Here is a 14,223-nt window from a genome sequence, read left to right as displayed (position 1 = left end):
GGGAGGAAGTGTGCAAGTGGTTGTAAAAACAAAAAGAGGAGCATTAACATTTTTTTCTTATACTAGACTTAAATTCATACTCTCTGATATTTGTAGTGGCGCAAGAATTAAAACAATTTCATTGGGAGTGTAAACTGAACTGTGTCAAGGATTTTTACACTCCCATACCTGCTAAGTTTATTTTCTAAATCAATTCCGATATTTACACTAAGCATTAGCTATTGAATTCGCTCAACAAAGATTGTAATACTTTCATATTATGAGGTATAGAACTATAGGTGTTAGCTTCCCAATTTCTAAGAGTCCATTCATCAACTCCAAGCCATTGACTGAACTTATTTCTACTCAACCCTTTAGTATACCGATAGGCTATAATCTTACCGCAGTAAAATATTACAGAAAAATCGGGCCGAATTTCTGTAAAAATAGTTATAGATACTAAGTGTTTGTCAACTCGTTTAAATTGTTGAATGGTACTAGCTATTGATGGCGATTATTTTTCTTTTCATTGATGACAAAATCTAAGAACGTACTTATCTCAGGAGCCAGTATTGCAGGCCCTACATTGGCATTCTGGTTGGTTAAATATGGGTATCAGGTTACTATTGTCGAACGAGCACCATCGCTTCGTTTGGGTGGGCAGAATATCGATATTAGTGGGCCTGCCGAAGAAGTGATTAATAAAATGAGGATCAAGACCGCTGTCAGGGATTCAAATACGGGGGAGATTGGTTTGCAGTTTATCGGTCAGGATGATCAACCAAAAGCTTCTTTCCCGAAAGAGGCGGCCCTCACAGGAACCCGCGAACTGGAGATTATTCGGGGCGACTTGGTCAGCATTTTGTATGATAGCACAAAGAAAGACGTTACCTATCAGTTCGACGATTCTATAATGTCAATACAGCAACAACCTGATCAGGTGAAGGTAACCTTTTCTAGCGGTAAAATAGAAACATTTCAGCTCGTTATTGCAGCTGATGGTATTCGCTCCAGCACCCGTGAATTGGTATTTGGCAAAGAGCCTGTATTTAAATATTTAGGGCTTTATATAGCTTACATGACTATTCCGCGTCACAAAAATGATACGCAATGGTGGCGCTGGTATATTGCTGTTGACAAACGGGTTTTAATGCTTCGCCCAGACAATCATGGAACTATGCGTGCTTCTGTGGCATTTCTGGAAGCCGACAAAGGCTACGAAAAGTTATCAGCAGATAAGCAGAAAGATTTGCTCAAAAAGAAATTGGTTGGAGCGGGATGGGAAGCCGAGCGAATAAGCAATGCCTTGGATAAATCGGATGATGTTTACCTAGATAAAATTGGTCAGATCAAAGCACCCAGATGGTCTATCGGACGAGTGGCGATGGTTGGCGATGCCGCGTATTGTCCTTCACCCTTATCTGGTAAGGGGGCGTCTCTGGCTATAGTGGGAGCTTATGTATTGGCAGGAGAATTAGCCAGACATGAAAACCATGAAGATGCCTTTGTTGCTTATGAACAATGTCTGCGTCCATATGTAGAAAAAGTACAGAATCTGCCGCCAGGGGTACCCTGGATTGTGTATCCAAAGACAAGATTTGGCGTGGCATTGCTGAACACATTTGCGGGTATTTTTGCCAGTAAGCCGGTTCAAAAGCTGGTTAATCTTTTTAGTTCTAAATCTAAAGATAAAACTAAAGAAGAAGGTTTTATACTTCCGGATTTTAATTAGGAAGTGTTTAGTATTATTTCTTTCGTTTAAAAATGTGTTGTTTTGGCCGTAATTGAAAGGGGTAGTAGATGGCATCTTAAATAATCATAAATCCGTAAAAACATTAAAATCCTCTATGATTAGAGATTCAATTGTTAGGTAAAAAACGTAAATTGAACTGTATTTAAAGCGAAATTAACATCTTTGCTAACTTTACTTTAACACAGTTCAATTTACAGTTTTATTAAAACTTACTTTCGTCTACAGCGTATTAATTTATTTATCCCACCATACTTTAGAGTCCAGATCGTCGTTTCCTTGTCTGCTTATGGCTTCTTTTACATTAGTAGAATTAACAGAAATCTCAGAATTCGGATAAGTTAATCTTCTGATAAACTCTCCTTTTATGCTTTTTCCAGGGAAAGGATTGGGCGTTAATTTAGGAAAACCGCTTCTTCTGAAATTAGCAAATGCTTCTGGTCCATTTAAAAAAGAGGCAACCCAATACTGCGTATTAATTTGCTCCAAAGCATTGGCTGGTACAAAAGGATTATCTTTTAGATAAGTATCTATGGCTTCTGGCGCAACAGCAGAATTAGCATCATAAGAAACCAATTGTTCCATGTGGGCTCTAACACCATTTTTATAAAAATCTTCTATCGAACCAGTTATCCAGCCTCGTTGTGCTGCTTCGGCCAGTAGTAGTTGGGTTTGCGCATAAGTAATAAAATACATTGGGCTTGCTACTTTGGTCATACGGGTTCTATCAACCTGGCTATACTCATAAAAACTCGCCAGCCCTGCTGCTGCCGCAGGCGCTTTAACGGTATTGTTATCATAACCCAAAGGCATACCTATCTGAATTGCAGGGTCTGTAGAGGCTCTGGAAGCTACATGGTCAGAACCTGAACCAGCCCCGACATACCTTACAGCTATTGACTTTAATCGTGGGTCATTGGTTTTCTTAAGATAATCTACAAAAGGTGCGGCTAAGAAGAAGTTGGCAGCTTCGGTAGAATTAAGCATCTGACCAACACCATTCACATAATTGGCATCGTGTTTAATAAAACAATTATCAGCATTTGACGTGAACACGCCTCCCTGAACGGCCTTTTGTACTGTTTCTTTTGCCAGTGCCTCATTCACTTTGCTTAATCTCATACCCACACGCAGCAACAAAGAATAACCAAATTTTTTCCATTTAGTAATATCTCCACCATACAAAACATCTGCTGTTTCACGGGTTTTAGCCGCATCAAGTGCTGCTGACGCCTCAGTTAGCTCTTTAATTATATCTGTATAAATGGCTTGTTGCGTATCATATTTTGGTAGCACTATCTGGTCTGTAAAACCTTTACCGGCTTGTTCGTAAGGTACATCACCATAAGTATCAGACAAGATAACAAAAGCATAAGCCTTCCAGATACGAGCCATGTTGTACAAATTACTTCTTGCAGGAACATCTTTTACTGTTCTTAGTACATCAGTTGTATACAATACTACTGTTCTGTAATACCGTTGCCATGTTTGTTGGGTTGCATCTCTGTTGTCCTGATTAAAGTTGGCTCCGGCAACTACTCCGGAATTAGGTGTTACCATTTGTTGTACAATCCCCATTTCATACTGCACAATCCCTGCTGGGAAGGAGGCATTAATCAAAGCATTATTGAATGTAAAAACCGGGTTAATGGCTGTGGCTGCTGTTTTGTTTATATTAAGCTCATCGAAACCTTTGTCACAAGAAGAGGCCAATACAATAAAAGCGCTTATCAATAAATAACTATATATTTTTTTCATGTTTGATAGCATTAAAATTTAACATTTAAATTGAACCCTACACTGCGGGTTGTTGGAAGACCCGTAGACTCTAGCCCAACTAGGTTATCAGAAGAGTAGCCAAACGACTCGGGATCAATATTAGGTACCCATTTCTTAAGCATCAATACGTTATTAGCTACGAAGCTTAGTTTTACGCCTTTTATTGGCGAATTCTGAGGTAAAAATTTAGATAAATCGTATCCGGCCGTAATCTGGCGAAGTTTCCAGTAACCCCCGTTATAAATAACCGGCTCAACCAAAGCAGATGTTCTTACGATTTCCCAATAAGGTTGTATATTGGCTTTTACTGTATTTGGTTCTCCTTTTTCGTTGACACCCTCACCTACAATTCCGTCTCTGCCTTCCAGTGTAATTTTATGCAAGCCCTCTCTGATAAGGTTGAAATTAGTACCGGATAACATCTTATTACCCAATTTGAAATCAATCAAAAACGAAAGACTGGCTCCTTTGTAATTAAATGAATTAGTGATACCACCTACCCACTTTGGCAGTGCACTTCCAAATGAAATAAGGTCTGGTGTACGAATAGGAAGGCCCCCTGTGCCGAATATTTTTCTGCCTTGTTCGTCTCTCTTATAACCAAAGCCATATATCTGAGCCATTTCTTGCCCAACTATTTGTCTTAATTCGCCATTGAATACGTGTGTACCTACTGTAATTCTTTCACCTGGCTTATCGGTTAGTAAACTTAGAACTTTAGTGATATTATAAGAACCATTAAAGGTTACATCCCATTGAAAACTTCTTGTGCGTACAGGCACTAAATTAAGTAAGAACTCAACGCCTTTATTTTCACTTTTACCACTATTAATTAATGTATTGATAAAACCGGAGGCATCTGAAATCTGAGCAGACACAATTTGATCATTGGTTACTTTTCTGTAAGCGGCAAAATCAAGACCTACCCGATTTTTAAATAATTTTAGCTCTAGCCCAATTTCAGCTTCGGCCGTTTGCATCGGTCTTAAGCTCGCATTTGGTACAGTAGTACCCTGTGAGCCACCCACAGGCTGAGATGCTCCCGAAGGATTTGGGAACAAGTTAGCGTTTATGCCATAAAACAGGTTATTCGAATAAGGAGCCACATCTGTATCACTACCCACTTCAGCATAGGCCATTCGCAACTTTCCAAAATTCAGCCAGTTAGGTGATGATTTGAATGCCTGAGAGAATACAAAACTACCAGATACTGATGGATATAAAATGCTTCTGTTTTCGGGAGAAAGTGTCGAAAACCAGTCATTTCTGGCAGTAACATTTAAGAAGAGGAAGTCTTTATAAGATAACTCGCCCGAGCCATAGATTGAGTTAACAGCTCTCTCAGTTAAACCATAAAGTGGGTCTTTTACCCGCCCATTCATAACAGTATATAATCCTCTTACTACAAAATCCTGAACCAATACACTGTTCAAATCAGAACGACGATACATTTGATTACCACCGGCGTTTATATCAACACCAAAGTTGCCAAACTTTTTACTTGCCGAAATCAACACATCGGCATTTGTTTCCCTGAATCTTCTCGATTCCTGAGTAAATGTACCATTAACAAACCCGGCAGGCGCAGGGCTTAATGAAGCATGGCCTGTTGGGAAGTTATTGAATTCCTGGTCACGAGACCAAAAATCTTGTCCAATACGTCCTTGTATAAATAACCAAGGTAAAATGTTGTATTTTGCTGAAATATTTCCAAAAATCCTGTCACGACGAATGTTTTGAAACTGTTCGGCCAATACCCAATAAGGATTGGTGCGATTCTTGAATCTTGAATAAACAAACTCGTTTCCGTCGGCATCGTATTTCTTTTGGTCTAACAAATCTAAAGGCATAGAGTTGGCCATATTATAAAGCGCTGTCGGAATAGAGTTATCCTGATTGGCTATATTCGGAGGGTTTTTGTTGAATTCATTTGAATAATTGATATTTCCCGAAAAGCTAAGTTTTTTAGTTAAATCATAAGCAAAACCAAGATTAACTGTTTTACGGCTGAATGTATTATTTGGTACAATACCTTTACTATCCATATTGGCAAACGAAAGATTAAAACCTCCTTTGTCACCACCTGCTGATAAACTGATTGTATTGGTGAAATTCGAGCCATTTCTGAAGAATTTCCTGATTCTGTTATATACAGGTTCATAAGGAACCGTAACACCATCAAACAATACCTGTGTCATGCCAGGCTGAAATTTCTCACCAAAAGACCATTGCCCGGAAGTAGGATTAGGCGTAGTAGGTCGAACCCCATTTTCTCCCTGGCCATATTCATATTGATAATCCGTAAAGTCAAGCGGTGTTTCGTTAGTGTAGTTTGAGTTGAAACTTACGCCTATACCTCTGCCACTTCCTTTGGTTTTAGTAGTAATCATAATTACGCCATCTTTCGCACGCGAGCCATATAAAGCTGCTGCTGTAGCGCCTTTAAGCACAGTCATACTTTCAATATCATCAGGATTCACACTTGACAGACCATCACCGCCATCAGAAGTATTTCCTCCACCTCTTACGCCAATAGAGTTATCAGAAGCAGCATTTCCGGGGTTTGTACCAAAGTTAGTATTATCAATAGGCACACCATTGATAACAATCAGTGGGTTGTTTTGTCCTGAAAAAGAAGATTGACCTCTTATCCTGATTTTTGAGGTACCATTGGGGCCAGTACCCAAACCAGAGATATTTACCCCGGCTATTTTGCCCTGCAAGGTATTCATAAAATTAGGAGAGCGATTTTCTGTAATGGCATCTGCAGTAATCGTTGAAGTGGCATATCCTAGTTTTTTGGCATCTTTTTTAATACCTAAAGCTGTTACTACAACCTCTTCAAGGTCGGTAGCATCTTCGGCCAACGAAACATTTACGATACTTTGATTACCCGCATTTATTTCCTGGTTTGTATAACCAATGAAGCTAAAAACCAAAGTCGCACCTGATGGGGCATTGACACTATAGCTACCGTTTGCATCAGTGGTAGTACCGGTAGTTGTGCCTTTTACTTGTACTGATACTCCCGGAAGAGAAGTGCCATCTTTGGAGGAAGTTACTTTGCCGGAAATTCTCTGAGCATAGCTAGTTGCTGTGAACAGCACAGAGAAGATTAGAAACATCAATAAGCGTAGTTGTTTTTTCATACAATGAGTAATGGGTTAATACTGATGCAAATTTTTAGAAATATTTCAAGAAAATCTTTCATTAAACTACAGCGGTGATTTTTATAATAATTTCTTGAAAAGTTTGTGATATTTTTACAGCTAATAATTCTTACTTATTTCTGAAGAAAACATCTTCTAATGAATCAATTTTCCTTTTATAAAGGTAAATCACCCGAATTACAGGCTTTCCCGCACATTATGGAGTTCTTTTGCAAGAAAATCCAGCATGTGCAGCCAGATTCTTTTGTTCTGAAAGAAAGTTTGTGTTTAAGATTTTATTTTGTTCTGGATGGTAAATTCGAATGGCAGATTGATAATCATATAGCTACGCTTTATCCTAATGACGCAATATTGGTATTTCCAAAACAATTATTTGGTAGTCCGAAAGGAGTTTGGGATGTAGGTATGGTTGTTTCAATAGTGCTTAATATTCATTTGTTTTCAGAAGACGGAGAGTTAGTGTTAGGTGAGTGGAGTAATATTCCTGTTTCAGAACAGCGGCTGATTGGTAAAATGTTTTCCTTAAATAAGAAACCTATCATGCAAAACTTCAAACTAATTGGTGAAGTACTGCAAAAAATAGAAAGTGAGCTTACTACGGGAGAATTAGGGAGTAAAACACGTATTAATCACTTATTAGATGAATTGCTGATTATCACTGCCAGACAAATGAGCCGGCAAGATAACCAACGCCGGGATTTTCCCCAGACTTTCCAGAAATTAGATCAAATTTTGCGTGAGAATCTTGCTCACCCCTGGACTGTCGAAGAAATGGCAGTAATTATGGGTTTAGGTACAACAGCTTTTACCGAGAAAGTAAAATCATATTCAGGTTTTTCACCACTCAATTATCTCATCAATTTAAGAATTTCAGAAGCAATCCGGCTTTTGAAAGGTTCTGATACTAACCTGACTGACATTGCCTTAGATACCGGATTTTATTCGTCACAACATTTTTCAACCACCTTTAAAAAATTAACAGGCTATACCCCTGGACATTTTAGAAAAAACCTATGAGATGGAAGCTATTATAACTATTGATATTGGCACTACAGCAGTAAAAATTATTGCCTTTGATTTAAAGGGAGTAGAAATTACCCGCCGCAAGGGTACTTATCCTATTTTTCACTCTCAGCCCGACTACAGCGAGCAAGACCCTGAACAGGTATTTATCACAGTACTTTTTGTGTTAAAAGGCCTGTTGAATGACCCTGCCTTTTTTAAGAAACATAAAGTTATTGCTATTGTTTTCAGTTCTTCTATGCATAGCGTATTGCCCATAGATAAAAATGGTGTACCGCTGGGAAATGCTATCATCTGGGCTGATAACCGAGCCAGTAAAGAAGCAGAAGAGCTAAAAAAATCTTCTTTCGGGGCTGAGATTTATAAAGCAACGGGTACGCCGATACATCCTATGTCTCCATTAGCAAAAATTACCTGGATCAAGAACCATGAACCAGAGCGTTTTGCTAAAACAAGCAAATTTATTTCACTCAAGGAGTATATTTTATGCCAGTTTACAGGCGAATATGTAATAGACTATAGTCTGGCTTCTGCTACCGGGCTCTTTAATATACATACCCTAACCTGGGAGGCAAAATCTTTAGATTTTGCAGGTATTAACAGCAATTATCTTTCAACACCTATGTCGGTGCTGACCTCGGAGCTAAAAATTCGTCCGGAATTAGCAAAGTCTTTAAGACTTGCCGACAAAACAAAGCTAATTATAGGTAGTAGTGATGGCTGCTCGGCTACGCTTAGTTCGGGTGTTGTCGGGCAAGGACAAGCCATCATTTCAATTACATCTAGTGGGGCGGTTCGGGTAGCAGGCGAAAAAGTATTGCAGGATGAGAAACAACGTTTTTTTAATTATATACTGGATAAGGGCCATTATATATCAGGAGGGCCAACAAATAATGGAGGAGTGGCAATGGAATGGTTTGCACGCCAGTTTGGAAACTTTAACAATGGTCTTGATTTTGAAGATGCTCTTAAAGATTTATTCAAAGATGCCGCTCAGGTTCAGGCTGGTGCAAATGGCTTGCTTTTTTTACCATATATACTCGGAGAAAGAGCGCCAATCTGGAATGCCAATGCCAGAGGTATGTATTTTGGAATAAATATTACACATGAACCACAGCATTTTGTAAGGGCCACAATAGAGGGAATCATATTTGAGATATATAGCATTGGTAAACTATTACAGCAATATAGAAACATTGACAACCTATATGTAAACGGAACTTTTGCAACAGTTCCGCTCTGGTCACAGATAATTTCAGATATTTTTGGTAAAGCAGTCAATGTTAATGACAATAAAAATAGTGCAAATGCCGGTGCAGCACTTCTGGCTTTGACAGAAATAGGCGTTTTCAAAAATTTGAAAGAAGCCGCAAAAAGCGTTCATTCTTCGAAAGTCTATCAACCGAATCTTAACAACCATCAGAAGTATCAGAAATTTTATAAGATTTTCGAACAGCTAAGTTATAAACTGGAAGCAGAGTTTGATTTAATAGCTCAATTACAGCAAAATCAAGTCGTTTGATTATAAAACTTCAATGCACAGTATCTTTGAGTATTTTAGTTATTTACCTCTTAATACTAAATCAGTTTTTTTAAGCGGCAGCCAATTCGGTGCTTCTGACCTGGCTTTAAAAAAGACACTATTTTCGGCGGGAGTGTAACTTCTGGTTCTGTTAAACCCGACATTTATCATTGTTGTTTGGTGTCATGGCATTTATATGAATTATTCAGGAAATGATTGATTGGGGAAAAGGTCATAAGGAAATTGTTGTAAAGGGAAAACCGTGAACTTTAAAAGGCTGAAGTGTATACTTCAGCCCTGTTCTTGCAAATACCTCGTAGTAGGGGCTATATTGGTTTACACGATTTTCAGCGATTGAATTAATCCATCTTTGAATTCATAATGATAAGTCATTATAATCGGACTTCCAGGAAACGTTCCTGAAACTTCGGTTTTCAATGTATGTTCAGTTTCTGAATATTCTAAGGGTTTCATTACTGCCTGATATTTTTTATTGGCCTTATCTATCCAATTTTGTATTTCTTTTCTTCCCTTGTGTGTTTTTCCTTCGTCAAATACTATGGCTGTTTCGGTAAAACAATTGGCATAAGCTGTGCTGTCGAAATTGTTTTGTGTTTTTATTAATTCGGTAACTACTTCTGGTAAGTTCATTGTCTTTTAATTTTTAAGATTATTAAATAGTCGGGATTGTCCCACCGTCGATTACGAATTCTGTTCCTGTTAAATAAGTAGCTCTTGGCGATACTAAAAAGCCTACCAATTCAGCAACTTCTTCGGGTTCGGCAGGTCTGCCAAAAGGGATTCCTCCAAGTGCATTCATCACACTTTGTTGAGCTTCTTCAATAGAAATATTTGAATTCTGGGCAATTCTTGCCAAAAAATGTTTGACATTTTCTGTCCTAATCCATCCCGGAGAAACAGTTAGCACACGAACACCTTTTGGCGTAACTTCATTTGCTAAACTTTTACTATAATTTATCAATCCTGCTTTTGCAGCTGCATAAGGCAAAGTAGCATCAAATAGAGGTAGTTTGCCTTGAATAGAAGCAATGTGAATGATTACACCACTTCTATTTTCAATCATTTGTGGCAAAAAACCTCTATCCAGCCGAACAGGAGCAAGTAAATTAGCTTGTAGAGTTGATTCCCAGTCTTCATCAGTTAATACCTTAAACCCACCAGCGGGTGTTTCTGAAGAACCCAAGTTATTTACAAGAATGTCTAGCCTCCCATAAGTAGATAGTATTTCGCTTATTACTTTTTGTGTTCCTGCTGCTTTACTTAAATCGGAAGCGATGAAATGCAACTTGTTGTTTTCTTTTTCGGGTGTATTTCTGGCAGTAATTATAACAGTTGCTCCTGCTTTTACCAGCCGTTCTGCAATAGCTTTTCCTGCACCTTTTGTGCCACCTGTTACCAAGGCAATTTTGCCCGATAACTCATTGTTGAAATTAAAATCTTGTTCCATTGATTATTTTTTTATGCAAATTTCAGCTATACATTCACATGAAACAATTACGGAAATACGATTCATATAGGGATAAATTTTTCCCCTATTGCATATTTTGGAACATAAGTTTAAGTTTGTCTTATGTATGAAAGAAAGATTTTACCAAACCTCAATTGCGGCCTTGATTTAATTGGCGAAGTACTCTATGGCAAATGGAAAATCCGTTTGTTATGGTTTATCAATGAAGGCTATAAACGCCCCAGCGAACTGCAACGCAAAATACCCGATGCTACCAGGCGTGTTTTAAATATTCAGTTGAAAGAATTGGAAGAGCATGAATTGGTTACAAGAAAAATTTACCCTGTCGTTCCTCCGAAAGTAGAATACAGTCTTACTGAATTTGGCAAAACGTTAATTCCTGTGATTGCCACTTTAGGGCAATGGGCCGATGAAAATGAAGAACATTTACGGACAGTCATTTTAGAGCGTTTAAAGCAAGAAACTAGACAGGATATTGTAAGTGTATAGTCGCTATGATTAGCATGGATGCTGATTAAAATACTATTTTGACGTAGGATAGGCTATAATTTGGCAGACCAAAAACGAGTGGTTTAGTGGAGAGTTGTTGCTAGAATTGAAAAATTTAGTGCAGGGTATAATAAGTATTACTTAAAAACGCTTTATAAGTATACGAACACTTATGCTACTGACTATATGAAAAGAATTTACCTGTTGCTTGCTGTGGTTCTTTATTCTACAATTTTAGCTTCCGCACAACAACAAAATATAAGATTCAAAAAAAATGCCATCACCCTGAATGCTCCAGCTTTTACCCGCCTTTATAGTTTGAATTATGAGAGAGTACTATGGCAAAGAAAATGGGTAGCTATAGCGAACATTGGTGTGTATCATCTTCCGATAGATAAAAAATTAAATGCGGCTTTTATTGGGGTAGATTTTCTGAGAGGAAAAAATACACATTATTTAAACTTGGGTATGAGTTTAATGTTTGATAGTGCGGTAAATTTTGAAGGTTCTCCAGAAAACCCAAGAGTTTTAGGTTTAGATTTTATTCCAAAAATAGGTTATCGTTAACAGCGAAAACCTAAAGGCATATTTTTTAGGGGTATATTAATGCCATTTTTGATTGAGATTATGCCAAGAGAGCCAATTGACCAATATGAGAGAAATCACTTTATCTTCGTAGCTCCTTCTGTTGATTTAGTTTCATTTAGTATTGGTTATTCGTTTTGAGTACTTCAACCAGCAATAACATCTGGCAGGTTAAAGAAGTATTGTTGTGTTTGAAAAGTGTAGTGCAGGTACTAATAAATAACTAGCTTTAATGATTCCGCCTCCTCCGCACAACCACCCAAAGCAAAAAGGCCGCTAGTAAAGTCATAGGCGTGAAAACGAATCTTTCGAAAGCTGTTTCGGCCATTAAATTACCAATGGTATTGAACACAAAAAGCACCAGAAACATCCATAAGATAAGGTTCAATAGTCGCTCAGGAATGGTGTGTTTGATGTAATGGGCTCTTAATAGAAGAATAACCACAAAAAATACATTGATTATAATTGAGGTAATTTCAAAGGCGTACATTTCTTTAGCACTATTGAGTTTGCCTGCCCATACAACGGTATATGGTATTATTTGCGTAATGACCGATACATGGAAAAGAATAACGAGTGTAAAGATGCCCAACAGGGTTTTTAGTGCCAGAGGCTTGCTTAATTGCATAAATATAGGCTATTATAACGCTCTGCAATTTAGGTTTTATGGCTGAATTATCAGAGACGAATATGTTATTTATTGTTTAATTGATGTTGGTCGGTTATTTTATAAAGATAGCCTTGAAGAACTTCTCCAAGGCTATCATAATAAATATGAAGACAATTAATCAATTTATTAGAATCCTAAACCAACAGTAAAGGCTCTTGCCGTATTTGGCAAGTCCATTGCTTTTGTGGCTGCACCAGATGTAAGATTAATGCTATAAAGCCCCGATTTGTCGCCTACTTTCAATATTGCCCAGGCCATTCCGCTTCGGCTCCCAATATCAAAACCATTGGCCGCTTCGGTGTTTACGCCTAGGTTTCCGACTTCAACCTGTGTTCCGGCATTAGGCGGATCTTGTTTGTTTAGCTTATCGGTCATGCTATCAATATTATATAACACAGTGGTAGTAGCACCAGCATAGTTGTTAGTGTATGCCGAAGCCGTTACGCTCGGAGTGCCGGGGTTAAGGGCACCATCAACGGCAGCAATAGCACCCGTTTCTGGGTGTAAGCGCAGGTTCTGGCCTGTATTGCTTACACATCTGATTCTATCTACGGTCGGATTAAAATCAAAACCAAAACTTGTTCCTGACAAAAGTGTGGCGAACGGTACTGTGCCTACTGCCGCTGCGGCACCCGAAGACGTGTTTAAAACATATAAGCGGCTTGTACTACCCAAGGCATAAAGCTGCCCTGTTGCCGGACGCATATCGATTCCGAGAATGGTTTCGCCACTTTGCAAACCCGTAATAGCTTTGCTGATTGGCGCAGTGGTTTTTGTGATATTAAAAATCAAAAGATTGTTCATCTCGTCAATTGCATAACCCACAGGAGCCGTTGGAATAGCCAAACCATTGATATTCCCCGAAGGTAAATTACCCAGTTTGGTAAGCATACCTGTTGTTAAGTTAACCTGATGTAATTCCCATTTGCCACCAACCATTACTGCTGCCAGGGCCATATCACCTTCAGGTCCAATATCAAAACCTCCGGCCATAGTTATATCTACGCCCAGCGCGCCTATTTCTACCAATTTACCATCGTTTGGTGGGTCTTGTTTGTATAATTTATCCGATTTTGGATCAATATCATATAGTATAGTAGTAGTAGCACCTGCAAAATTGTTAGTATATGCTACTGCTTCAATACCTGGGCTTGTACCGCCGTTAATAGTGCCATCGGTAGCAGCTACTGCTCCGGTTTCCGGATGCAGGCGCAAGTTTTGTCCGCTGCTTGTTACCAATCTGATTCTATCAACCGTCGGGTTGAAATCAAGAGCTACGGCTGTTCCGTTGATAGCAGGGCTAAGGGCTGCAGCACCTATCAAGCGGGCAGCGCCACTTTCCTGATTAATTACATAAAGCCGGCTTTGTGAACTTACGCCATATAATTCGCCAGTGGCAGGGCGAAAATCAATTGCCGTAAGCATATCATTGGCTTGTAAACCTGTAATGTTGATTGTGCTCGTTGCGGTTTCGGCTTTCATGGCATTAATTTTCACTAATTGTTTGCCATCAACCAATGCAAAGAAATTAATATCTGGTTTTACGATGTCGATAGTTTCGCTATCGTCTTTACAAGATGAAACAATTAGGCCTAAAAGAAGCGCCAGTGTGGAGAATCTGATAATTTTCATAAATGTGTGCTTATTGTAAATACTATGTTTTGTTGGTACTTACGGAAAAAAATCAGCTTTGGTTTTAATTTAGTTTTAATTAGTTTTTAATTCCGAGCTATATTTTTGTAGACTTCTAAAGGTTGTGGGTCGTTT

General features: G+C 38.5%; 11 protein-coding genes. 5 read left to right on the top strand and 6 right to left on the bottom strand.

Annotation, left to right across the window (positions count from 1 at the left end):
• The first annotated feature begins 511 nt into the window (after positions 1–511).
• Complete coding sequence (locus tag WAE64_RS06175) at positions 512–1,711, top strand: FAD-dependent monooxygenase (RefSeq protein WP_340235373.1); 1,200 nt, start codon at positions 512–514, stop codon at positions 1,709–1,711.
• 255 nt (positions 1,712–1,966) lie between these two features.
• On the opposite strand, the gene WAE64_RS06170 is transcribed toward WAE64_RS06175, so the two are convergent.
• Both WAE64_RS06170 and WAE64_RS06165 read right to left on the bottom strand, forming a co-directional pair.
• The gene (locus WAE64_RS06170) at positions 1,967–3,487 is read right to left on the bottom strand and encodes a SusD/RagB family nutrient-binding outer membrane lipoprotein (protein ID WP_340235372.1); all 1,521 of its coding nucleotides are present in this window, start codon (positions 3,485–3,487) and stop codon (positions 1,967–1,969) included.
• 11 nt (positions 3,488–3,498) lie between these two features.
• The gene (locus WAE64_RS06165; protein WP_340235371.1) at positions 3,499–6,657 is read right to left on the bottom strand and encodes a SusC/RagA family TonB-linked outer membrane protein; all 3,159 of its coding nucleotides are present in this window, start codon (positions 6,655–6,657) and stop codon (positions 3,499–3,501) included.
• Positions 6,658–6,816: 159 nt separating this feature from the next.
• Here WAE64_RS06165 and WAE64_RS06160 point away from each other — a divergent pair, with 159 nt between their 5' ends.
• Both WAE64_RS06160 and WAE64_RS06155 read left to right on the top strand, forming a co-directional pair.
• Positions 6,817–7,695, top strand: coding sequence for a helix-turn-helix domain-containing protein (locus WAE64_RS06160; protein WP_340235370.1), 879 nt, complete (start codon positions 6,817–6,819; stop codon positions 7,693–7,695).
• A gap of 1 nt (position 7,696) precedes the next feature.
• On the top strand, positions 7,697–9,223 hold the full coding sequence (locus WAE64_RS06155) for a gluconokinase (RefSeq protein ID WP_340235369.1): 1,527 nt from the start codon (positions 7,697–7,699) through the stop codon (positions 9,221–9,223).
• A gap of 336 nt (positions 9,224–9,559) precedes the next feature.
• Here WAE64_RS06155 and WAE64_RS06150 read toward each other — a convergent pair whose 3' ends face one another.
• Positions 9,560–9,874 carry a nuclear transport factor 2 family protein gene (locus tag WAE64_RS06150; protein WP_340235368.1) on the bottom strand — a complete coding sequence of 105 codons (315 nt, stop codon included), beginning with the start codon at positions 9,872–9,874 and terminating at the stop codon, positions 9,560–9,562.
• A 22-nt stretch (positions 9,875–9,896) separates the two neighbouring features.
• Positions 9,897–10,691: an SDR family oxidoreductase gene (locus WAE64_RS06145; protein ID WP_340235367.1), complete on the bottom strand. Its 795-nt coding sequence runs from the start codon at positions 10,689–10,691 to the stop codon at positions 9,897–9,899.
• Between the two features lie 123 nt (positions 10,692–10,814).
• Between WAE64_RS06145 and WAE64_RS06140 the strand changes: the two genes are divergently transcribed.
• Entirely contained in the window at positions 10,815–11,201 is a 387-nt protein-coding gene (locus WAE64_RS06140) for a winged helix-turn-helix transcriptional regulator (protein WP_340235366.1), read from the top strand.
• Between the two features lie 186 nt (positions 11,202–11,387).
• The gene (locus WAE64_RS06135; protein WP_340235365.1) at positions 11,388–11,768 is read left to right on the top strand and encodes a hypothetical protein; all 381 of its coding nucleotides are present in this window, start codon (positions 11,388–11,390) and stop codon (positions 11,766–11,768) included.
• A 247-nt stretch (positions 11,769–12,015) separates the two neighbouring features.
• Here the strand turns inward: WAE64_RS06135 and WAE64_RS06130 are convergent, their stop codons facing one another.
• Positions 12,016–12,414 carry a hypothetical protein gene (locus WAE64_RS06130; protein WP_340235364.1) on the bottom strand — a complete coding sequence of 133 codons (399 nt, stop codon included), beginning with the start codon at positions 12,412–12,414 and terminating at the stop codon, positions 12,016–12,018.
• 168 nt (positions 12,415–12,582) lie between these two features.
• Positions 12,583–14,088 (bottom strand): DUF4394 domain-containing protein, encoded by a 1,506-nt coding sequence (locus WAE64_RS06125; protein WP_340235363.1) that lies wholly within the window; start codon positions 14,086–14,088, stop codon positions 12,583–12,585.
• Positions 14,089–14,223 lie beyond the last annotated feature (135 nt).

Origin of the sequence: Emticicia soli, assembly GCF_037860775.1 — a bacterium.
Taxonomy (GTDB): Bacteria; Bacteroidota; Bacteroidia; order Cytophagales; family Spirosomataceae; genus Emticicia; species Emticicia soli.
This window is presented reverse-complemented; position numbering and strand designations above follow the sequence as displayed.

Excerpts from the sequence above, each read along its gene's own strand:
- WAE64_RS06165 (WP_340235371.1), bottom strand. The coding sequence starts at position 6,657 with ATGAAAAAACAACTACGCTTATTGATGTTTCTAATCTTCTCTGTGCTG.
- WAE64_RS06150 (WP_340235368.1), bottom strand. The coding sequence starts at position 9,874 with ATGAACTTACCAGAAGTAGTTACCGAATTAATAAAAACACAAAACAAT.
- WAE64_RS06170 (WP_340235372.1), bottom strand. The coding sequence starts at position 3,487 with ATGAAAAAAATATATAGTTATTTATTGATAAGCGCTTTTATTGTATTG.
- WAE64_RS06160 (WP_340235370.1), top strand. The coding sequence starts at position 6,817 with ATGAATCAATTTTCCTTTTATAAAGGTAAATCACCCGAATTACAGGCT.
- WAE64_RS06125 (WP_340235363.1), bottom strand. The coding sequence starts at position 14,088 with ATGAAAATTATCAGATTCTCCACACTGGCGCTTCTTTTAGGCCTAATT.
- WAE64_RS06155 (WP_340235369.1), top strand. The coding sequence starts at position 7,697 with ATGGAAGCTATTATAACTATTGATATTGGCACTACAGCAGTAAAAATT.
- WAE64_RS06130 (WP_340235364.1), bottom strand. The coding sequence starts at position 12,414 with ATGCAATTAAGCAAGCCTCTGGCACTAAAAACCCTGTTGGGCATCTTT.
- WAE64_RS06145 (WP_340235367.1), bottom strand. The coding sequence starts at position 10,691 with ATGGAACAAGATTTTAATTTCAACAATGAGTTATCGGGCAAAATTGCC.
- WAE64_RS06175 (WP_340235373.1), top strand. The coding sequence starts at position 512 with ATGACAAAATCTAAGAACGTACTTATCTCAGGAGCCAGTATTGCAGGC.
- WAE64_RS06140 (WP_340235366.1), top strand. The coding sequence starts at position 10,815 with ATGTATGAAAGAAAGATTTTACCAAACCTCAATTGCGGCCTTGATTTA.
- WAE64_RS06135 (WP_340235365.1), top strand. The coding sequence starts at position 11,388 with ATGAAAAGAATTTACCTGTTGCTTGCTGTGGTTCTTTATTCTACAATT.